The sequence below is a fragment of the Neobacillus dielmonensis genome (genome assembly GCF_000612665.1).
Taxonomy (GTDB): Bacteria; Bacillota; Bacilli; order Bacillales; family Cytobacillaceae; genus Neobacillus; species Neobacillus dielmonensis.
Genome location: NZ_HG942072.1, coordinates 1 through 21,250 on the forward strand (window position 1 = coordinate 1; position 21,250 = coordinate 21,250).

Consider the following 21,250-nt stretch of genomic DNA (forward strand, 5'->3'; position numbering starts at 1 on the left):
TGCTGGGCGCACATAAAAAAAAATTCCTTATCGGCAACGATAAGGAATTTTTTTATTAATCATGATTCTTTTTCATTTCACTAGTCAACTCTTCAATACTTCTTTTTACATTGGATTTACCAGAGTAGTTTTCAATCAGTTCTTTTACATCAATGCCACTCGCCGCTTTTAATGATTCCTGAAGGCTGGTCATTAAGTTGGTGGCATAACTGGTTACCTTATTGGCACCGCCATTGGTGCCCGATCCACCACCCGTATCAACAACCGTAATTTTATCAATATTGGAAAGTGGTGCAGCCACTTGTTTTGCATATTCTGGCAGCATTTTAACAATCATGTCGAGAACGGCGGCCTGGCCGAACTGCTCAAACGCTTCGGCGATTTTCTCCTTCGCTTCCGCTTCAGCCAAACCTTTCATGCGAATAACCTCTGCTTCGGAAAGACCTTGTGCCTTTTGCGCTTCTGCTTTAGCGAGACCATCGATGCGAACCCGTTCTGCCTCCGCTTTCGCCATCGCCTCGATGCGGAATTTATTGGCCTCTGCATCTGCCATTTGTTTGGCTTTTTCAGCAGCAGCTGCCTGTTCAACTGCATACCGGTCAGCATCTGCCTTTTTCTTAACCTCCGAATCGTACTGCCGTTCACGGCGAAGAATTTCTTTTTCCTCTAGTTCAATCTGCTTTTGTCTTTCAACAATTTTAACCTGCATTTCCTGTTCGGTAACATCTTGTTTCGCTTTGGCACTTTCTAAATCATAAGCCATGTCGGCACGTGCTTTGGCAATATCCTGTTCGCGGCGGAACTCGGCAATCTTCAATTGATTAATTTTTTCAGCTTCTGCAATTTCCGTTGCCCGTTCTAATTCCGAACGCTTGGCATCTTTAGATGCTTCTGCCTTCTTAATCCGGGTTTCTTTCTCAGCTTCTGCCGTCGCAATATCTGCATCCCGCTTTACTTGAGCAATCCGCGGTTTACCAAGGGCTTCGAGATAACCATTTTTATCCCGGACATCCTTAATCGTAAACGATACAATGACTAGACCCATTTTAGCAAGATCCTGGGATGCGACTCGCTGTACCTCTTGAGAAAACTTATCACGGTTTTTATAGATTTCCTCCACAGTCATTGAACCAAGAATGGACCGCAGATGGCCTTCCAAAACCTCTTTTGCTTCATTCTCTCGATCTTCCTTTGGTTTTCCTAGAAACTGCTCGGCTGCTGTAGCGATTTCGCTAATGGAACCACCAATTTTAATAATGGCCACCCCATCGGCCATCACCGGTACACCTTGTTCAGTGTAAACCTCTGGTGTGGTGACCTCTAGTTTACTAGACAGCAAACTTAATGGTTCTGCCTGCTGGAATACTGGCAAAATAAAGGCACCTCCGCCGCGGATAATCTTAATTTTATTCCCCGATTCATCAACATGAACATTTTTATTGCCCAGGTAACTGCCGGTGACAATCAATGCTTCATCAGGACCCGCAGTTCGGTATTTGGTAATAAAAATACCAATTAATGCAATTAAAATAAGAACAACTACACCAATGACTACCCATACAAAGCTAAATTCCATCTCTGTTCCTCCTCTATTTATCTATGTGGTGAATCATAACAAACTATTAAATAAAACTCTCTAATTCTTGATGAATTGATACCTCTAAAACTCCATTTTTCACTTGAACCACAAGGACGCGGGTGCCGTTTGGAATCGGCTCTTGATCAAAGCTTGTGGCTGGTTTGGCAATTCTTCCGCTTGCATTCTCAATCATCACTTCGCCAAATCCACTGGCAGGAATGGCTGTAATAACTGTTCCAATTCGACCTCGTAAATCAGATTCCCGATAAACCAACGATTCCTCAGCAGATGACATAGGGACCAAAATAAACACATGTAACAAAGTCACGAGAATCAATGAAATCACAGCAGATATTCCAAAAATAAGCAGCTCATTTAGAGAGGAAAGCCTTTCAAACAAATAGCCGCTGGCTGACAGGATGGTGATAAATGCAAACACCAAGACCGGATTTAAAAAGGCTAATCCGCCATCACCAGTGTCAATATGAAGAACATCTGAAAACAGCACATAGAGAACCGTCAATACACCGGATATGATTAATCCATATAGGTAAATTGTACCCAAAGGTAGGCCAAAAAGTTCCATTCGCTTCACCCCTTCGTCCTTCAATGAAAGTCTTTATTTAAAAAAGCGGGACTTTCTTCGAGGTTATGTATATACTTTCATACGAATTAGTACGAAAAAAGATTCAGATTTTTGTAAAAAAACGTAACTACCGCTGCCAAATTTAAAATACTTTGACAGCGTTTAGCTCACTGATCATAATTTGGAGAAAATGTTTCTTCATCTTCTCCAGTCCTCTTTTTATTTAGCGGTCCGTAAAATATTATTCCGCTTGCAAGCAATAGGATTCCATAGAAAAATGTCTTTAAATCTGCGGTACCCCCAATGATCACCCACACAGAGTAAATGGTAGCAAGGATGGAAATGATCCCGTCCTCCAAACGGGAACGGGCATTTAAATAGGTTTCCCCGGTCAATACCATCTTTAATTGATATATGGAAGCAATGAAATACGGGACTAAGTAAGCCAAAGTCGCAATTACTACGACAAAGTCAAACGCGTCCGCAATCGATTTAGAGACCGTTGAAAAAATAAATAACTGAGTAATGATATTAGTCACAATTAAAGAATATGCCGGAAACCCTTGATGATTTTCCTTTAAAAAGCCACGAAGGAAAACATCTTGTTTCGCAGCCTGATAAGGGACTTCTGCACTCAACATAATCCAGCCAATCATTGAACCAACAAGGCTAATCAACCCAATGGCTGCCAAAATCTGGCCGCCCGCTTTTCCTAACACTGTTTCAATGGCATCAATCAATGGCTTTTCTGATTGAATGAGCCTGTCTTGGTCCAGCATTCCCATGACTAAAATACTGATGGCCATATAGATGGCTAATGCAATAAATAAACCAACAATGGTCGCCCGTTTGACATCGATTTGTTTTTTAGCCCGTGAAGAAAATACCACTGCCGATTCGATACCGAGAAATGCCCATAGAGTGGTTAATGTTGCACTATTCACCTGTGACATTATACCTATCGAATTTCCTGCTTTGTCTACTCTTGTATCAACAAACGGCAAAATATTGCTTTTTTCAAAGGCAAATAAACCGATTACGATAAACAGGCAGAAACCGGCTACTTTTGCAAATGTAGCGATGAAGTTTATTTTTCCGGCACCTTCCATGCCACGCAAAATAATAAAATGGATCAGCCACAGCATAGCCGTGCAGACCACAAAAGTCATTCCGTTGCCAACTCGTAAAGTAAAACCGCCAATAGTAAACCAAGCCGTTTCGCTTGTCAACAATGGAATAAAGGCTGTTAAATAACTGGCGAAGGTCGTGATTACAGCAACATTGGCGGCAATATTTCCAATCCAATATCCCCATGTTGCCATGAATCCTGATAGGATCGAAGCCTGAGAACCAGGTTTAAACAGCGCCTTGGCATAAACCTGCGGACCACCGGTAATCTCAGGCTTGCGTATAGCCAAATTGCCAAAGACAAGAGCAATCATCAAAACGCCAAAACCAGTTAACAGCCATGCCGCCATCACCCCTGCGGGACTTGCTGCCACGGATAACGACCTAGGAAGCATAAAGATTCCCGAACCTACCATATTCCCGACCACGAGTGCTGTTAGTACCAAAAAACCAAGCTGATTTGATTTTGACATGTTGTAAGGCTCCTTGCTGTTTTTACCAATAATGTTCCCGTTCAACCTTAAATTTAGCATCACTTCCATTAATTTAGATAAAATCGGCCACAATATGAAAAAAGGCTAGGTAACCTTATGATTACATAACCGTAAATTGAACTTTCTTCTTCCCTTTATGAATAAAAGCAGGTTCATCATGGAGTCCCGTGACATCGATGATGGTCCCAAATATAACCTCCTTTTCATCTTCCTCCATCATTGGTTTAATGGAAAAAAGCAAAACCTTATCAAAAAAGTCAAAGTCAAAAACAATTCGTTCTTGCAGCCTAAGGGCAAGATGACAGTAATCATGAACTAAAATATGATTGCCCAAGAAAACTTCCCTAAAAGACTTTCCAATCATTTCTTCTGGTTCAAGTGCAAAATGGTGGATTAATTCCCCTTGACAGACTGTAAAAATGAATTCCTTCCTGTGTTTTTCCGCTTTAAAAACGATACCGGGAACTTCAGACATAAAGTTTTGAAACGTTCGCTTAGGCTCCTCTTGCTCCTCCACTGACTTAAGGAAATAGAATCCTCTTAAAATAAAGTAAAACCCAAACACTTTAAAGATGTGGCCCGAAAAATTATAAAAGTCAAAAACACTTTGATAAATGGTGAAAATCAAATCTGTTAACAGTAGAAAAACTAAAGCTAACCCAAGTGTTAAATTGAACTCTGATTTTTTAATATAGTACTGATATAAGGTAACAATTAGTGAAGCAAATTGAATAGCACAAATAAAATATTCAAACCCATTTTTCAAGTTCGTTGTTCCTTGTCCTTCAATAAAAAGTAACGGTAAGGCCTTTTCAAAATAAAAAATCATAAAAATGATCGCGCTGGCAAGAATGGCACCCAAGGATAGAACACCAATCCGATAATCCTTTTTTAGCGTTCGATCCGGAAGCACTAAGATTAACAAGATCATAATAGATTGAATAATCCTAGCAATCACCCAAAACCAAGTAGCTTTATCAACAGAACTATTTGTTATAAAATAAGGCATTCCTTTATAGGACAAGGTATGAAATAGGTCAAGTATCCCGACCAGCAAAAAAGTGAATGATAGAAGCAGCATTGAACTTGTTTTCGTGTTCTGATAGCTTTTGAAGCCATAAAAGAAAATGGTTGCTGAAATAGCAATACTGAAGGATTCTAGAAGGGTATGGAATCCCGTTGAATTTTCCGGATTGTATATTGCATTTAATTCCGGCTGGTAGAGATGGATTACCATAAGAAAAACAATGGCAATTGTTGAATATAAAAGGAATTTCACTTCAGTCAGACTGGACTTCACCTTAACACCACCTTTTTTAAACCTCGCTTCCTTATCTTATTATAGTGCTTTACGTTAGTTGAAAACGGTCCTGTTTGTTGCATTTTTATGAATGTTGTCGTTTCTTAACGTAAAAAAGAGACTGCCAAATTAGGCAATCTCTCCTTCGATTATTTCCACCAATCATCGAACATACTGGCTGGCAGTCTTCGTTTATGCTCTGTAATTCGATAGCGTTGGTCAATTTTATCTGCAACTTGCTGGGAAACTGGTTTACCTTCTAAATAATCATCAAGCTCATCATATGTAATTCCAAGTTCAGTCTCGTCTGCTTGGCCCGGTCTTTGGTCGAGTAAATCTGCTGTCGGTGTCTTTAAATATAACCGCTCATCTGCCCCAAGCTCTTTTAACAAGGCTTTTCCCTGACGTTTGGTCAATCCCGACAACGGGAGAATATCTGCTCCCCCGTCACCATATTTGGTATAAAACCCGGTCACAGCCTCAGCCGCATGATCGGTGCCGACTACCAGCAGCCCCTCCATTCCACCAATGGCATATTGGGCAATCATCCGCATCCTAGCCTTTACATTGCCTTTGTGATAATCGCTTAACGGCACCGCACTATTAGAGGAATTATATTCGTTTTGAACCTCATCCACACTAGCTTTGATATTAAAAACCAGTTCACGGTCAGCGCCAATGAACGATAAGGCTTGTTTAGCATCTTCCTCGTCCTGTTGGACTCCATACGGGAGGCGAACAGCAATAAATACAGCCTCTTCCCCTTCGCTGCGCAGCTCCTCTACAGCAAGCTGTGTAAGCCGTCCGGCCAGAGTGGAGTCCTGGCCCCCACTGATTCCCAGTACATAACCTTTTGCTCCCGTTTTTCGCATATAATTTTTTAAAAAATCAACTCTTTTGCGAATTTCTTCTTTTGGTTCTATTGAGGAAGAAACATTTAACTCCCTCATGATTTGCTCTTGCATACTCAATGTCATTGACCTCCCATAGTAGAATCTAATGAATAGGAAAGTGATCCTTTGATAGTAATGTACCACAAACCATCATGATTCACTAAAGATTGAGATATCATTCAAAATTGGGTAAAGTAAGTATGAGCTTGGAAAGCATGGGAGGATATAAAATTGGAAGCAAAGACATGTAATGACACAAGGGTGGTCCGTACCAGCCGAATTTTCCCGAATGACGTCAATAACCACAATACATTATTTGGCGGTAAACTAATGAGTGATATTGATATGCTGGCATCGATTTCTGCTGCCCGGCACTGCCGCATGGAGTGCGTCACGGCATCAACGGATTCGGTTGACTTTTTAAGCCCAATCACCCAAAATGACTCCGTTTGTTTAGAATCTTTTGTTACCTGGACGGGAAGGTCCTCAATGGAGGTATTTGTTAAGGTGATTGCCGAAGACCTATTAACAGGAGTCAGGAAGATTGCGGCAACCGCATTTTTGACGTTTGTTGCATTAGATGACAATGGCAAACCTGCCACTGTTCCTGACATTGTTCCAGAAACCGAGGAAGAGAAAAAATTACATGAAACGGGTAAGGAACGTGCTGAAAAGCGAAAGGCACATCGGCGACAAAGCAGGGAATTGGCAAACTATTTTACTACGCAAAAACCTTGGGAATAGGCGCAAAGCGCTGGAGCTGGACAATTCTCAAATACCAGATATAAATTTGTATTGTAAAAAGGTTCGCGAAGACGCGAACCTTTTTCCTTTTTTTATTCATTGGCTGGCTCCTTTTGTTTTTGCCAGGTCATAACTCCGTCCTCTTCATCAATTTCAATTGTGACATCGACAACCCCGTTTTCACCAAGAATTTTTTCCTCTAAACGGTCTTTGATATCATCAGCTGCGGCCACAGTGAGAGAGGGGTCAATTTCAATCTCGAGTTCCACGTGCAAGTCTTCCCCTTCCTTGATAACGGTAATATCCTGAATATCCTTCACATCAGGGTCAGCCATCACCATCTCACCAATCTTATACTCCATTTCCTCATCTGCTTGGCCGATGACACCAGCAGCATTGTCCAAAAACACCTTTCCCACTACAAAAAACATCATAACCCCGATCAGGATGGAGGCGATTCCCTCAAGCTGGTGCACATCCGTAAAGTGTGCCGCAACTACAGCGATAATCGCCAACAAACCACCTAAAGTTGCAACCGAGTCTTCCAAAAAAACCAATTTGGTAGCCGGTTTAGCTCTTCCTAAATAACGAAAGCTTGTAAAAAACACACTCGGTCCGGTTGCATCAACATGATTATCATGAAGGACTTCCTTCATAGCTTTAAACAGGACGAACATCTCTAGCAGGGTGGCAACCCCCAGGACGATGACATTGATGATAAAACCGCCTGATTCCGTTGGATGCAGTACATGGTGATATCCTTCACGAATCGTTTCAAAAGCCATGATTCCAACAATCAATACAGCCCCAAGAAGGACCAAATTGACAAGGCGCCCAAAACCATTAGGATACTTTTCAGTCGGTGCCTTTTTACTCAAAGCAGAACCGACAAACACAAAAAATTGATTGGCCGCGTCACCTAAACTGTGCATTGTTTCGGCAAACATAGCCACATTTCCAGTGAAAATATAGGCAGCAGCCTTTATAATTGCAATAATTGCATTGACTATAGCGGCTAGCATTGCCGACCGGTTACCCCGTTTTAATAATTTTACTATTTCTCCCATCGTATCCCCTTTTCCTGATTCCAATAGTGTTCAAAGAATGATTACATATTGATTCTGTATTGTTAACTTTTCCTAAGAACTTTTTCATCATCCGACTAGATTCAAAAGAAAACCCATCTCCAGTGGACGGGTATTTTGTTAGAGATTCCGCAGCACTAAATACAATCGATTGTTTCGTTCATTTTTCTCTTCCTCTGAAACCAAATCATATTTCTTCAATAGATGAAACACTTCATTTAATATTTCTTGTGTATGGTCGTTTTTAAAGAACTGTATGAATAAAGGCTTCATATCCCCAGGCAAAAAATCTTTTTGTGATTCAAACTTCATCTTTACATCTTCCTGTGTATGATCTAATTTGCACTCACTCATTCCGTTTCCTCCCATATTCCATTTTTCTATAGCATACCATGTTTCCGGTTGAGAAAAAAAGCCAAGCAGGTGCGCTTGGCTTTTCAATCTTGGTCCCGTTTCGTTCCTGTTACTCCTAAGACATCCAACATAAAGACAAATACGGGAATCCCAATAATCAGTCCCCAGACGCCAAAGAAATGTTCAGAAAAGATGAGAACAATAAATGTATAGAAAACAGGAAGATTTGTTTTGGAGCTCATCAGGTTCGGGTTTAAAATATAGGCCTCAATACCATGAATAATGGCAATTGCGATGCCGATATACAATACCTTCATAATTCCACCGATACTATAGGCAATAATCGTTAGCGGAATAAGGGAAATGATGACTCCGGCAACAGGAATTAACCCCAAAATGAACACCAAAATGGATAATCCACCCAGTTGTGGAAAATCAAGCAGCCATAAGGAAATGGTCGTAAGAACACAATTGACGAGGGCAATGATTAATTGTGCTTCAATTACCTTTCCGAACGTTCCAACAAACTTTTTGGCAAAGTATTCAATTTCCACGTAAATCGAGGAAACCTTGCTAGTTTTAAACTTTTTAGTGAATTCGATTAACCTTGGTTTTTCCAACAAGAAAAATAGACTTAACAGCAGGGCCAACAGCACTTGCAAACTAACTTTACTGATATCAGTAAAATACCTTAGGATGAAGGTTACACCTTGTTCAAGATAGTTAGAAATTTGAACTTCTTCAAAACGATTCACCAGATAGTTCAATACAACATTATCATGCTTCGATGTATAAAAAGCCGTCAACTGCTTGATGAGAGCAGTAATTTCATTGACGATCATCGGCAGATAGGTAACCACACCATAGGAAACAAGTCCAACAATACTCGCATAGGATATCACCACAATCAGCTTGCGGTTTAGAGGAATTTTTCCTTCTATAAATTGAACCAGCCGATCCATCAAAAATGCAAATATAAATGTCAGCAAGATTAGATTAATCATGGACCGCATTGCGTATAAAGCAATGGCGATAACGATAAAAATAAGAACTCTCTTAAAACCGCTGCTCTGTAAAATTTTATTGATCATGGGCAGTTATCCAACCTCAACATTCCTACTAAAGATTCACAACATTTTTTGTGAAGTATACATACATTATATCAAATCCTTTAGCTATTTTCCCTGATAATCGTTTACTTAAAATTGAACAGGTGCAACCGTACTATTGATTGCTTTGCATTGATAACCCTGCGACTGTAAATAATCCAATAGTTTTGGCAAATGAGCCAGTGTTTCCCGCTTCTCATGCATCAAAATAACGAGCGGACCTCTGTGACCAGCCATGTTATTAATTTGGTCAATCACGCTTTGAATATACCGTTCGTCCTTATAGTACCAGTCCTTACTATCAATATTCCAGTCCCACAGAATATAGCTATTCTCTTTCACAGCTGCTTTATATTCGTCTGTCATATATGGTGAGCTGCCATAAGGAGTCCTCGCTAAATGTGAATCAACACCGGCTATTTCTAAAAGGGTATTCCGGTTTTGATTTAACTCCCCAATAACAGAAGCCGCAGATGCGTAGAAAGTATCTTTCCGATGGGATACACTGTGAAGCCCTACCGCTTCTCCAGATGTAACCATTAACTTTACAGCATCAGGAAATCTTCGGATATTTCCGTCTATCATAAAAAATGTAGCCTTATACTTGTATTGTTCCAGAAGGGCAATGATTTCCCCCGAAATAGCTGACGGCCCATCGTCAAAAGTTAAATAGATCGTCTTCGAGGTATCTTCGACCTGTGTACCTACAGGCTGCGCTGGTGCCGGTGCTGGTGCTGGAACTGACGCTGGTGCTGGCGGCTGTTCAGGCTGATCGGACACCGCCTGTTCTGGTGCAGGGTTTGCCGGCGGTGAAACAGGCACCGTTTTATTCGGCTGGCTAATCTCTTTGGCTGACGCCTTTTTTGGTTGATTTCCCCCTAATTTCTTTTTCAGGAGATCTTTATTGCTTTGAAACACTTCTTGTGATTGTTTACTTGTCTCATGTTTTTTCAGGTTGATAGTCTTACCTGCTGTATCTGTTACAAAAATCCCCAAAACCAATAGTCCGCCCAGAACAAGCCCAGTTACAGCCGCTTTTACGCGACGCCGTCGTTTTAATTCCCCCATTGTTTTTAAACCTCACTGCTCTTAAATTAACTTTTTCTCCACCATTATAGACGATTTTTCTGCCCCTATGTTTCAATTCTATTAAAAAAATGACAAAACTATTAAAATCACATCCAAAAAACTAGAAAATCAGACAATTTCCAACAAAAATCACTAACCTTATTGTACCGTAAAACAGAGATTTTGTGTGGAAAAAACATTATATTTTTCCAGTTTTTAGACAAGCAAATTTTTGTGTATTTTCGCATAGATATCAATAATGGATCCGTTTTTATGGCACTTGTAGGTTATTCAGTTGGAGGTGTTTATATGTCTGGAGGGCTTAAAGCTCTTCTTTATATCTTATCCTTTTTTATCCCCATTGTTGGAATTATATTAGGCATTATCTGGATGAATGATCATGATTTAGAAAAGAAAGCAATCGGAAAAAATTGTCTTGTAATTGGAATTATCTCTATCGTCCTCAGCTGTATCTGCTGGTTTGCCCTCTCCGCCTTATCCATTGCCCCTGCGTTTATGAGTGGTTATTAACAGGCAGATAAAGAGGCTGACCATATTTGGCATCCTCTTTTTTGTAAAGGGGAGGAGAGCTTATGCTTCAGGAATTTTGGAACTTCTTTGGGCGTGCGATTTGCCATCAAATCAAAGACAGGTCACTCCAGTTATCTGGAACAACACTTTCCGTTTGTGCGCGCGATACGGGGATATATATCGGAATTTTTTCATCCCTTATGTACCTTCACCTATATAAACGGAAACGGTCCATTACGATCCCAACCATTAAAGTAAGCTTTTTTCTCCTGCTATGGATGGTTCCACTTATTATTGACGGATTTGGTTCTTATGCTCAGTTGTTTAATAGTTCAAATAGCCGTAGATTACTAACGGGGTTGTGTTTCGGTCTTGTTTTGCCCTACTTTGTTTACCCGCTTGTGCAAGGAAAGTCGCTAAGCCAGAAAAGTGAGCCTGTTGTCACACATTGGAAGGATATACTAATCCCCTCCTTTACCTGCATCATATTAGGATTACTCACTTATTATGGGGCTCTTCCCTATGCCTTTCTTGACAGTTTAATCATTATGACAGTCATAACATGGTTTAGTTTATGTGCCTTCTGTTTATTGGGGCAAATTCATGAAAAAAGACAAAAGTCGTATCTGTCAATATCCTTAAGCTTGATGTTTCTCACTTTTCTATCATTCTTACATAATGCACTGTTATGACTAGTCATGAAAAGGCTCTGTTAAACGATAATGTTGATTTTTTTAACTCTGTTGATTGGAGCGGAAATCAACAGCCAAATTTAACAGAGCCAATGAAAAATTCATGACTCCATTATCCACCAAGTCCTTTTGTTATTAAATGGACAACTAACGGTCCTAAAATCACTATAAAGATGGATGGGAAGATGAAAAACACCATAGGAAACAGCATTTTCACAGGTGCCTTCATGGCTAGTTCCCGTGCCGCTTCCCTCCGCTGTTCGCGTATTCGGACGGTCAAGCTCCCCAATACCTTGACCATTCCTATTCCAAGTTGGTCGGCTTGAATCATGGAAGTTATAACGCTCTGAAACGAATCCGATGGGACACGCTTGCGCAGCTCGTAAAATGCCTCCCTTCTTGACTTTCCAAGCTTCATATCTTCTAAAGTCTGTAAAAATTCATCAGCGAGAGGCCCTTTGTTTTTTTGTGATACCTCTGCTAATGCCAAATCAAGTCCCATTCCTGCCCCCAGTAATAGGTTGACTGTATCAAAAAAATCCGGCATGGCTTTATTGATTGCTTTGATTCTGGCTGTTTTCTTTTTTCCTAAATAGAACAAAGGAAAACGTAATCCTAATAAAGCCATTGTTACAATCATAAGCCAGGTTAACAATTTGTTCTCAGCTAATGGCAATAAAAAAATGAAAATTGGAAGAGTTAAGCCTGCACTTAATAAAAGTTGAAACAGCCTAAAGTCAAGCGCTGATTTAAAAGGGTAGCCCGCCTCTTTCAACATCGTATCCATTCTTTTCTGTTCAACTTTAGAGATTCGTTTATTTAAGCCTTGAGTCCCTTTATTCCAATATATTTCTGAAAGCTGTTTTATACGGCTAGGTTGCTCTTTGTTTATTTGTGTTTTTTTGACTGCAGTTGCACCCTCACCAAAATATAGAATAACCCGCTTTTGATGAATAATTTGTTTTTTATAGACAGTAAATAATATGGCGGCCAATAATGAGGTGATAAACCCTGTTAACACGAATAGAAAAAGAATGTTTACCATTTTTACACCTCAATTCGGATAATTTTTTGGATAAACATCCAGCCAATAATAGTAGAGATAGTTGCAACAAACAGCATCAACCATCCCAATGGATGCTCGAGCATGGGTGAAAAATAGTCTTTATTCACTAATGCCAAGTAGATACCAAGACCTATTGGAATCAAGGTAATAACCCAAGATGACAGCCTTCCCTGTGCTGTCAGGGTGTGCAGCTCTTCTACTATTCTCACTCTTCCCCTGATGGTTTCCTCCATCGTTTCAAGAAGCTCAGCTAAGTTCCCACCACTTTTCCGTTGGGCTAGAATAGCCCTTACCACTACCTCCAACTCTTTATTAGGCAGCCGATCCATCATTTCTTCAAACACTTCTTCCAGGGGTATTCCAAGACTAATCTGTCGAACGACGCGGTCAAACTCCGGACCAAGTGGATCAGGGACTTCTCGGCCGACAAGCTGCATGGCCTGCAAGAAGCTGAATCCTGCCCGCATCGAATTCGCTGTCATTCCTAGCACCTCAATTAACTGATAATTGATCCTCGCCAGCCGCTTTTTTCTTTTTTGGCCCATCACAATATTAGGAAGGATAAATCCAGTAACGGCAGCCAAAAGACTCAAGTACCAAGCGGCCCCCAAAAGGTTGATGATCATTCCTGCACCGGCAGCAGCAAACAACCGTAGGGCAAAGAATTCCTCAGGCTTCAGCGGGCTGCCTGCTTCCAATAAGTTCTTTTTCGTCTTTACACTAAACTGGATATTGCGGAAGACCCTAGATACAGTTTGTATTCCGTTCCTAAAAACAGAGGGGGCCTTTTCATGCGGCTCCTCCCCTTCTTTAGCCATCGCTGTCGGCAAAAATTCTCTTAACCGGCTTGTCATTCTTTGCTTATCGGTAACCCTTTTTAGGAATATATACGTAACTAGTGTTACAGCCACCACAATTTCCAATAATTGAACAAACAAGTTCATCATAACCACTCCCTAACAAACCAGGATGGGGGGATTTTAAAGCCATTCAGTTCCAGCTGGTCCGTAAACCTTGGGCGGATTCCGGTTGAGATAAATTCTCCATTCATTCCCCCGTCCTCGCTGTAGCCTGTTTCCTTAAAGACAAACAGATCTTGGAGAACAATTACGTCTCCTTCCATCCCCAACACTTCCGTTATATGAGTAATTTTTCTGGTTCCATCTTTCATCCTGGATTGGTGTACGATTAAATCAAGTGCATTGGCAATTTGCTCCCGGATTGCCTTCACTGGAAGTTCATACCCTGCCATCAACACCATTGTTTCTAAACGGGACAAAATATCCCTCGGTGAGTTGGCGTGCCCGGTACTTAATCCACCATCGTGCCCAGTATTCATGGCCTGGAGCATGTCAAGCGCTTCCGCTCCACGGACCTCTCCAACAACAATACGGTCAGGGCGCATCCGAAGTGAGTTTCGCACTAAATCTCTTATCTTTATTTCTCCTTTGCCTTCAATATTTGACGGACGTGATTCCAGACTAACCACATGATCCTGAAACAATTTCAGTTCGGCCGCATCCTCTATGGTAATAATCCTTTCGTGATTGGGAATAAACGAAGACAAAACGTTCAGAGTGGAGGTTTTTCCCGAACCAGTACCACCACTGATAAAGACATTCAATCTTGATTTAACACAAACCTCCAGGAACTCTGCCATCTGCTCATTTAATGTGCCAAATTGTATTAAATCTTTTATGGTAAATGGAGTTTCTGAGAACTTCCGGATCGTTAGGCTGGGCCCTTTAAGAGCTAGCGGCGGGATAATTGCATTAACACGCGAACCATTCGGCAGGCGCGCATCAACCATTGGTGAACTCTCATCAATACGGCGCCCAAGTGGGGAAACAATCCGCTCAATAACCCTTATCACGTGTTGATTATCGATGAAATGAACATGGCTCTGATAAATTCTCCCATTTTTCTCGTAATACACTTCATTAAAAGTGTTTACCATGACCTCACTAATCAGTGGATCTTCCAATAGCGGGGTAATCGGTCCGTAAGCCAGAAGTTCATCTTTTACATAGTCCAATATTTCCTGCTTCTCTTCAAACGTCAACCTGCTGCCTTCTTGTTCAAAAAAGGTCTCGGCCAGCTCCTCTATCATGTGCTTTTCTTCTTCCCTATCTTGTCCAGGGTATTTCTTTAGCTCTTCCAAGAGGTAGTTATGAAGGTTTGTTTCTAAATTCCAAAACTCTTTTGATTTTTTGGGTGTTGGAAGCTCAATTAGTTCTTTAACTGGAGTTATTGCACTAGTTTCCTCTATATACTTTTTAAAAAGTGACATTCCTTTATCCCTCCTTACTTGCCGACTTTAAACCACTTTTTCTCTTTTTTCACGGTGGTTGGGCTCTGTCTTCCTTGTTCAACTAGCTGTTCCGATAAACTTAAAACGGCTTTCCCAATATTACTTCTTGGATTGGATAACATGTACGGAAGTCCCGTTTTAATGGAGGAAGACACAATATTCGGCTGATCCGGAAGAGTATGAAAAACTTTAGTGTCCAGAATCTCTTCTACCCTTTTTACTTCCAGTCCTTGCCCCTTTCCGTAGCGGTTTAATACTAGTTTTACCTTATCCTTTAGGTGCACAGTCTCTAAAGTGTCTAGGTAAAGTTGACATAAGCGCAGTCCCGTTATTTCATTTAACGATAACAGCAAAATATCGTCAGCTATGGCCAAGCACCGCAAATGAATCTCCGATAAATAAACAGGCATATCAATGAGGATGACATCAAACACCTGTTTCGCCTCCTCGATCGCATCCTGGATATGTTTATCAGAGATACCCTCGAAAAATTCAGGCCGGGGCGGAGCGGCAAGTACTGTAACATCGACATCCAATTCAGTCATATATTGGGTGATGGAATAGTTTGGACGGCCATGCCCTTCTTTTACCCACTCATAAATCGTTCTTTTAGGTTTCACATTATAATAGATTCCAACTTCCCCAAATTGCAGGTTGCCATCAATCACCGCCACTTTATGTCCCATTCTGGCGAAAGCAACAGCAAGATTAACAGTGAATGAAGTTCTTCCTACACCGCCTTTTGGACTGGAGATGGCAATGACCCTGCTCTTTTCTTTTACTAGATTAGGAGAATGATCGATTTTCGCCCGATGCTGCATAAATCTTTTTGCATGCGCTACAGCCTCAGAAAGTTCTTCCATACTATAGGAGGTGCGAAGCGTATCTGAAGCCCCCATTAGCATCGCCTTTTTCAGGTTCTCGCTTTCTTCTGGAACCATCAAAATAATATAGACATGCGGATATATCACTGAAATTTCCCGACAAAGACTATAGTTATTGAAATTAGTGTTAGCATCCAAGAATAGAACGGTTTGGTTTGTTTCTCTCAACAGTGAGTCCATATGTTTCATTTCATTGATTTCGTACAATGAATACTGTTGTTTTTCCAGATAGGCTTTCATTTCTTCAGCATGAGAGCCTATGTCCGAAAAATAAACCCAATTTATACTCATTTATTCTCTTCCTCCTCTTTGTCTTCTTTGATTACTTCTCTTGTTTGCTTCATTCCAGCCTTTCCTGTTTCTGTATCTTCTTGGTTGCGCAGCATTAAATAGAATCCGTCCTTATCTTTTGAAGCTAAGCTTAGGGTAATCCCTTCCTCCGCTGTTACTTCCAATGTAACGGTTTGATACTTCAGTGCTCCTTCTTTGTCATCTGAGGATTGACCAGAAGTCAGCACTTTTACATTTTCAAGTGCTAACACCGCTGATTTATATTCTTTTTTCGTTGCATCATCTTTGCTCGTTTCATAAGCAATCACGTCAACCATTGAATTCGGGGCAACATAGCCGGAAACCCCGCTATCTAAATCTACCTTGATTGATATGGCCCGCTTTCCTTTACTAACGTCGGCAATTGGGTTAGTAAATTCTCTGACAAGCGCCTTCTCTTTTTCCACTTCTTCTTGTGTTTTTTGAGTTTTATCTTTTGTCTCGTCCTGACCGACCGAAGCTATGGCTGGCTTGGACGCATCTTCTTTTGCAAAAACTGTTATGTAAAGGATTCCAGCTGCCATTAAGCCGAGTACAAACGATATGATCCAAATTTTTTTCGTATCCATTGCGCCCTCCTGATTATCTGCATCTAGATATTTCTTTCATCTATTATTAAAGCTGTGTTTCACATTGTATGGCCCGATAAGAACAACAGCCTTCAATTCAATAATTAACTTTCTATTCTATTCTCATTTGCGTTTCATCTTTCAATTCTATAGTCTTAACAAGCGGTCCAAGTACTGGAGTGATAAATTGGAAAGGATAGGTGATCGTAATGGTTGCAATCTTTTCTGAGCCTGAGGTTGTTGTTGAAACACTAACCCACTCTTCTTTTAACGAAATATCGACTCCCTGATTCTTTGCTATTTGTTTTATTTCTGAATCATTCTTTCCAATACTTGCTGCCCGGGCAGCTTCTCTTCCGGCATGATCAATGGTCAGATAGGCATGAAATGCTCTGCCAAAATCAACAATCCCAAACAATAGCATGATCAGAACCGGGAGGACCAGTGCAAATTCTACAAGTGACTGTCCATTTTCTGATTTCACTGTAATCCACCCCAAACAAGCGTAGATATGGTTCCAAGAAAGATGGCTACCCCATACGGGAAAGAAATACTACCCTTTTTATCATCAGGTAGATTGATGGATCCAAAGTTACTCTTGAATAAAACGATGTTAAAGTAAAATGATTTCATAGTATCCTTGAAGCCTCTTGTTTTTATAACTAATAGGAGTGCAATAAAACCACCAATTAAAGCCGAATAAATAAAGGAGTAAAAAACAAAAACAGTTCCCATAAGCGCACCGATCGCGGCCATCAGTTTAACATCTCCAGCACCTATTCCTCCCAAAAGATATGGAATGATCAGTAAACCAAGTCCGACTAAGAATCCCTTACCACTAAACAGAAATCCTGCAAATCCAAAGATTGTGGAGTTGTAAACTATTCCAAACAATATTGCAGGAAGAGTAATAATATTTAGGATTTTCCTCTTTTTTATATCAGTGACTAGTGAAATAAATAACGCTAGAACTAAAATGCAATTGATAATCATATTACCTCATCCTTCGTTCTATAAAGATTAGGCCCTACTTTTTAGTAGGGCCATTATAAGCAATTAATTAAATAATGTGTTATTACAATTTATCTGCAATCTGCTTAAATAAACCTGAGCCTGTACCTGAGCCATCGTATAATTCTTTAGCAATTAGTGTTAAACCACCAGCTACCACAATTGCAATTAAACCGATAATTAGCCCGTACTCTGTTAACGCTTGCCCTTCTTCTTCAACAACTAGATTTTTCATTTTTTCTAGCATTTTCTCATCCTCCTAAATAGGGTTATTTTTTGTTCTATATTTAGAACATGAACTAAATATATATCGAACTTACTATTTTGAAAACACCCATTTTTAGTCAAATTTTCCTATTTTAACTTGTTATTTATATTATTTCTCTTTTATTCTCGGTTTTTCTCAGTTTTTTGTTCTTTTAATTGAACAAAAAATACAATATAATGAACACATCAAATAAAAGGGAGTCTTTTATGAATAAGAAAACAATCGTCATACCTTATGAGATTAAAAGTGCGGATTCTTTTTTTTCTAGACTAAAAGGCTTAATGCTTCGAAAAGAACCGATCATGAATGAAGGACTTTGGATCGTGCCTTGTAATGCTGTGCATATGTTTTTTATGAAATTTCCGATTGATGTTGTTCTTCTAAACGAACAAAAGGAGGTAGTTGGCTTATATGCTGATCTTCAACCATGGAAGATAACCAAACCCCTGAAAACTGCCTATTCTACATTAGAACTACCAGCAGGTACCATCAACAGATTGGAGATTGATTTGGGAAGCTCGATTCAATTCACACTATAGATACCTTATCTTATATACGAGTCCATAAGTCTGTACTATCATTCTTCATTAAGAACAAAAGGAGGCAATCTAATTGTTAAAAAGAATTTTTACTGATGAGAAAGGTCAATCGATGGTGATTTTCCCTATTCTATTAGTGGTCTTAATAGGATTTGCCGGATTGGCAATCGATGGTGGAAGGCTATATATCGCCAAGTCACAGCTACAAAAAGCGGTGGATGCTGGCGTACTCGCCGGAGCTGATGCGATTATCGATGATTACCGTACTAGAGGAACAGTTAATTATACAATTGGTACTAGCAAAGCCACCACGATTGCAGAAAACAACTATAATGATGAAAATGATTCTATCACCAATAACATCACCTATAGCCCAGTTGCTGAACACGATGATGACCAAAACCTAGATTACGTCCAAGTAACTGGGAAAGAAAAAGTATCTTTGCTGTTAATGCCCGTTTTAGGAATGAGTAAACTAACGGAAGTCCACGCAACCGCAAGAGTCAATATCGGAAAAACATTCACCGCTGATGGGGGCGTTATTCCAATTGGTTTGCCTGTTAAAGATTTTAAAGAAAAACAAGATAAGAACGAAACAGATTATCAGCTTTTATATGAGCCTGGTGGTGGAAAGAAGGGCAATTATAGTTATCTTGATTTCAGCTCTATCATGCCGGCTGGAAAATTATATGGGCATATTTGTGAGGTGAACGGAATCGATGACTTTGACTGCCCTAGTCCAGTAAAAACTAGTAACAAGGTGGATAGTGACACGAATGAAAAAAGCAATGGGGGTACGAAATCAGTTGGCGATTTTATTGAAAATGGATTCCCGGATAAAGTATCAGTTGGGCAAGAAGTAGACACAAAAACCGGAATCTCAACCAAAAGTGAAAACATATTGCCGGCTATTAAAGACAAAATCGGCAAAGTTGTTTATATCCCTATCATTAGCGAGACAGGACCCGGAAAAAGCACAGTGGTCATTTTAGGATTTGCTGCATTTCAAATAAACTCCTTATCATCAGATGAAAAAACAATTAATGCAACCTTTCTTGAAGTGAAAGTTCCTGGTGATATTGGCAATGTTCCAGTGGATTTGCCGATTTTTTCTCAATTAGTTTTATAATCCTACAAGCGGGTCTTAAAGATCCGCCTTTTTTGTGTTTAAAGTTGAACTTGTTAAGCAACAAAAGCTAAAATCATAAGAGTAGTAATAAAAACAAAGTATGGAGGAGCAGCATGGTCAATTTATCACAACTAACAGCAGAATTAAAAAGAATAGAATCTGATTTTCACCAGGCATTAATGGAGCTTGTTGCAATTCCTAGTTTTATTAATGAATCGGACGCAGGCTATCCGTTTGGCCAGTCCATTGATACGGCTTTAAAGAAAGCTTTAGAAATTTGTGAGCGGTTAGGTTTTAGAACTTACTACGACCCGGCAGGCTATTATGGTTATGCAGAGATTGGCCAAGGGAAAGAAATGATTGGCATTCTAGGACATCTAGATGTCGTACCTGCGGGAAAATTGGACGAATGGGTGTCACCTCCCTTCCAGCCAGTCATTAAGGACGGAAAAATGTATGGCCGCGGTACACAGGACGATAAAGGACCTACACTAGCTGCCCTTTTTTCCGTCAAGGCACTAATGAATCTTGGCATTTCGTTCGATAAACGTGTCCGGTTCATTTTTGGCACGGATGAGGAATCACTTTGGCGCTGCATGAACCGCTACTGTGAGTTGGAAGAAATCCCAAGCATGGGGTTTGCCCCAGACTCTGTTTTCCCAATTGTTTATGCCGAAAAAGGTCTGCTCCAGGTGCAATTAACAGGGACTAATGAATCACCGTTGCGCATCAAAGCCGGTCATGCCTTTAATGCGGTGCCTGACACAGCCAGCTACACAGGATCAAAGCATGCCGAGATGAAGAATGCCTTACAAGAGCTTGGCTATGCATTTGAGACGAACGCTGAGGAACTCGTGGTCCTTGGAAAGGCCGTTCATGCGCAAGTAGCTGAATCAGGGATTAATGCGATTAATCGGTTATTAATCACACTAAAGCGAATTGGTTATTCCTCGAAAGTCATTGGATTCATCAATGACCTAGTTGAGGAAGATGCCTTCGCCCTTAAAATATTTGGTAATTGTGAGGATGAAGCTTCTGGAAAATTAAAGTTCAATGTTGGAAAACTTGAGATGACCGAGGATATGGAAAGATTGTCTATAGATATCCGATTTCCAGTAACCGTGGACAAACAAACAATAGTAAGCAAGCTAACGGAAGCCGGAAACAGGTATGGGTTAGAATACAAGGAATTTGATTACCTAAAGTCTATTTACGTACCAAAGGAGCACTTCTTAATAAAAACTTTAATGAGCGTTTACCAGGATGTTACGGGAGATATTGATTCAGAGCCGATCTCATCAGGTGGTGCCACTTATGCCCGGGCCATGGAAAACTTTGTGGCGTTTGGGGCGATTTTTCCACAACAAGCCAAAACCGAGCACCAGCCCAATGAACATATTGAATTAGATAAGATGTTCCAGGCCATGGTTATCTACGGGAAGGCAATTTATGAATTAACACGGTGAGTCTCCGGGATGATGCACACGATTTAAGTATACTCTGATATTATTTTTAAAAAGTAATAACTTTTATACGAAATACCCGCCAAGGCGGGTATTCCAGACTGTCGACAAATCCGA

Annotated in this window: 23 protein-coding genes; 6 read left to right on the forward strand and 17 right to left on the reverse strand. The window is 40.3% G+C overall.

Features of this window, described 5'->3' with window-relative positions:
• Positions 1-55: 55 nt before the first annotated feature.
• The 5 genes from BN2425_RS14725 to nadE all read right to left on the reverse strand — a co-directional run bounded on the left by BN2425_RS14725 (position 56) and on the right by nadE (position 6,058).
• Positions 56-1,576 (reverse strand): flotillin family protein, encoded by a 1,521-nt coding sequence (locus BN2425_RS14725; RefSeq protein WP_042460889.1) that lies wholly within the window; start codon positions 1,574-1,576, stop codon positions 56-58.
• A 46-nt stretch (positions 1,577-1,622) separates the two neighbouring features.
• A complete protein-coding gene (locus BN2425_RS14730) occupies positions 1,623-2,165 on the reverse strand; it encodes an NfeD family protein (RefSeq protein ID WP_042460892.1) in 543 nt (180 codons plus the stop codon).
• A 167-nt stretch (positions 2,166-2,332) separates the two neighbouring features.
• Complete coding sequence (locus BN2425_RS14735) at positions 2,333-3,766, reverse strand: amino acid permease (protein WP_042460895.1); 1,434 nt, start codon at positions 3,764-3,766, stop codon at positions 2,333-2,335.
• Positions 3,767-3,887: 121 nt separating this feature from the next.
• Complete coding sequence (locus tag BN2425_RS14740) at positions 3,888-5,087, reverse strand: MASE3 domain-containing protein (RefSeq protein ID WP_042460898.1); 1,200 nt, start codon at positions 5,085-5,087, stop codon at positions 3,888-3,890.
• Positions 5,088-5,236: 149 nt separating this feature from the next.
• Positions 5,237-6,058, reverse strand: a complete 822-nt coding sequence (gene nadE, locus BN2425_RS14745) for an ammonia-dependent NAD(+) synthetase (protein WP_042460901.1) — start codon at positions 6,056-6,058, stop codon at positions 5,237-5,239.
• 153 nt (positions 6,059-6,211) lie between these two features.
• Between nadE and BN2425_RS14750 the strand changes: the two genes are divergently transcribed.
• Complete coding sequence (locus BN2425_RS14750; RefSeq protein WP_042460905.1) at positions 6,212-6,724, forward strand: acyl-CoA thioesterase; 513 nt, start codon at positions 6,212-6,214, stop codon at positions 6,722-6,724.
• Between the two features lie 92 nt (positions 6,725-6,816).
• On the opposite strand, the gene BN2425_RS14755 is transcribed toward BN2425_RS14750, so the two are convergent.
• The 4 genes from BN2425_RS14755 to BN2425_RS14770 form a co-directional block, all read right to left on the reverse strand.
• Complete coding sequence (locus BN2425_RS14755; protein ID WP_042460907.1) at positions 6,817-7,791, reverse strand: cation diffusion facilitator family transporter; 975 nt, start codon at positions 7,789-7,791, stop codon at positions 6,817-6,819.
• Positions 7,792-7,929: 138 nt separating this feature from the next.
• Positions 7,930-8,163 (reverse strand): hypothetical protein, encoded by a 234-nt coding sequence (locus tag BN2425_RS14760; RefSeq protein ID WP_042460940.1) that lies wholly within the window; start codon positions 8,161-8,163, stop codon positions 7,930-7,932.
• 83 nt (positions 8,164-8,246) lie between these two features.
• A complete protein-coding gene (locus BN2425_RS14765) occupies positions 8,247-9,254 on the reverse strand; it encodes an AI-2E family transporter (protein ID WP_042460911.1) in 1,008 nt (335 codons plus the stop codon).
• 108 nt (positions 9,255-9,362) lie between these two features.
• The gene (locus tag BN2425_RS14770) at positions 9,363-10,340 is read right to left on the reverse strand and encodes a polysaccharide deacetylase family protein (protein ID WP_052352881.1); all 978 of its coding nucleotides are present in this window, start codon (positions 10,338-10,340) and stop codon (positions 9,363-9,365) included.
• A 309-nt stretch (positions 10,341-10,649) separates the two neighbouring features.
• Here BN2425_RS14770 and BN2425_RS14775 point away from each other — a divergent pair, with 309 nt between their 5' ends.
• Both BN2425_RS14775 and BN2425_RS14780 read left to right on the forward strand, forming a co-directional pair.
• Positions 10,650-10,871 (forward strand): hypothetical protein, encoded by a 222-nt coding sequence (locus BN2425_RS14775; protein WP_042460914.1) that lies wholly within the window; start codon positions 10,650-10,652, stop codon positions 10,869-10,871.
• A 62-nt stretch (positions 10,872-10,933) separates the two neighbouring features.
• Positions 10,934-11,563: a DUF2085 domain-containing protein gene (locus BN2425_RS14780; protein WP_052352882.1), complete on the forward strand. Its 630-nt coding sequence runs from the start codon at positions 10,934-10,936 to the stop codon at positions 11,561-11,563.
• A gap of 112 nt (positions 11,564-11,675) precedes the next feature.
• On the opposite strand, the gene BN2425_RS14785 is transcribed toward BN2425_RS14780, so the two are convergent.
• The 8 genes from BN2425_RS14785 to BN2425_RS14820 form a co-directional block, all read right to left on the reverse strand.
• Positions 11,676-12,608 carry a type II secretion system F family protein gene (locus tag BN2425_RS14785; protein WP_052352883.1) on the reverse strand — a complete coding sequence of 311 codons (933 nt, stop codon included), beginning with the start codon at positions 12,606-12,608 and terminating at the stop codon, positions 11,676-11,678.
• Between the two features lie 2 nt (positions 12,609-12,610).
• The gene (locus BN2425_RS14790) at positions 12,611-13,573 is read right to left on the reverse strand and encodes a type II secretion system F family protein (protein ID WP_052352884.1); all 963 of its coding nucleotides are present in this window, start codon (positions 13,571-13,573) and stop codon (positions 12,611-12,613) included.
• Positions 13,573-14,919 carry a CpaF family protein gene (locus BN2425_RS14795; RefSeq protein ID WP_042460917.1) on the reverse strand — a complete coding sequence of 449 codons (1,347 nt, stop codon included), beginning with the start codon at positions 14,917-14,919 and terminating at the stop codon, positions 13,573-13,575. The genes BN2425_RS14790 and BN2425_RS14795 overlap by 1 nt, the downstream gene beginning before the upstream one ends.
• A 14-nt stretch (positions 14,920-14,933) precedes the next feature.
• The gene (locus tag BN2425_RS14800) at positions 14,934-16,115 is read right to left on the reverse strand and encodes an AAA family ATPase (RefSeq protein ID WP_042460920.1); all 1,182 of its coding nucleotides are present in this window, start codon (positions 16,113-16,115) and stop codon (positions 14,934-14,936) included.
• Positions 16,112-16,723, reverse strand: coding sequence for a Flp pilus assembly protein CpaB (cpaB, locus tag BN2425_RS14805; RefSeq protein WP_052352885.1), 612 nt, complete (start codon positions 16,721-16,723; stop codon positions 16,112-16,114). Before cpaB ends, BN2425_RS14800 begins: the two co-directional genes overlap by 4 nt.
• 112 nt (positions 16,724-16,835) lie before the next feature.
• On the reverse strand, positions 16,836-17,207 hold the full coding sequence (locus BN2425_RS14810) for a TadE/TadG family type IV pilus assembly protein (protein ID WP_052352886.1): 372 nt from the start codon (positions 17,205-17,207) through the stop codon (positions 16,836-16,838).
• The gene (locus BN2425_RS14815) at positions 17,204-17,716 is read right to left on the reverse strand and encodes an A24 family peptidase (RefSeq protein ID WP_042460926.1); all 513 of its coding nucleotides are present in this window, start codon (positions 17,714-17,716) and stop codon (positions 17,204-17,206) included. The genes BN2425_RS14810 and BN2425_RS14815 overlap by 4 nt, the downstream gene beginning before the upstream one ends.
• Positions 17,717-17,798: 82 nt before the next feature.
• Positions 17,799-17,981, reverse strand: a complete 183-nt coding sequence (locus BN2425_RS14820; RefSeq protein ID WP_042460929.1) for a Flp family type IVb pilin — start codon at positions 17,979-17,981, stop codon at positions 17,799-17,801.
• 227 nt (positions 17,982-18,208) lie between these two features.
• Here BN2425_RS14820 and BN2425_RS14825 point away from each other — a divergent pair, with 227 nt between their 5' ends.
• The 3 genes from BN2425_RS14825 to BN2425_RS14835 all read left to right on the forward strand — a co-directional run bounded on the left by BN2425_RS14825 (position 18,209) and on the right by BN2425_RS14835 (position 21,136).
• The gene (locus tag BN2425_RS14825) at positions 18,209-18,541 is read left to right on the forward strand and encodes a DUF192 domain-containing protein (protein ID WP_042460932.1); all 333 of its coding nucleotides are present in this window, start codon (positions 18,209-18,211) and stop codon (positions 18,539-18,541) included.
• A 73-nt stretch (positions 18,542-18,614) separates the two neighbouring features.
• The gene (locus BN2425_RS14830; protein WP_042460935.1) at positions 18,615-19,670 is read left to right on the forward strand and encodes a TadE/TadG family type IV pilus assembly protein; all 1,056 of its coding nucleotides are present in this window, start codon (positions 18,615-18,617) and stop codon (positions 19,668-19,670) included.
• 113 nt (positions 19,671-19,783) lie between these two features.
• Positions 19,784-21,136, forward strand: a complete 1,353-nt coding sequence (locus BN2425_RS14835) for a M20 family metallopeptidase (protein WP_042460938.1) — start codon at positions 19,784-19,786, stop codon at positions 21,134-21,136.
• Positions 21,137-21,250: the final 114 nt, after the last annotated feature.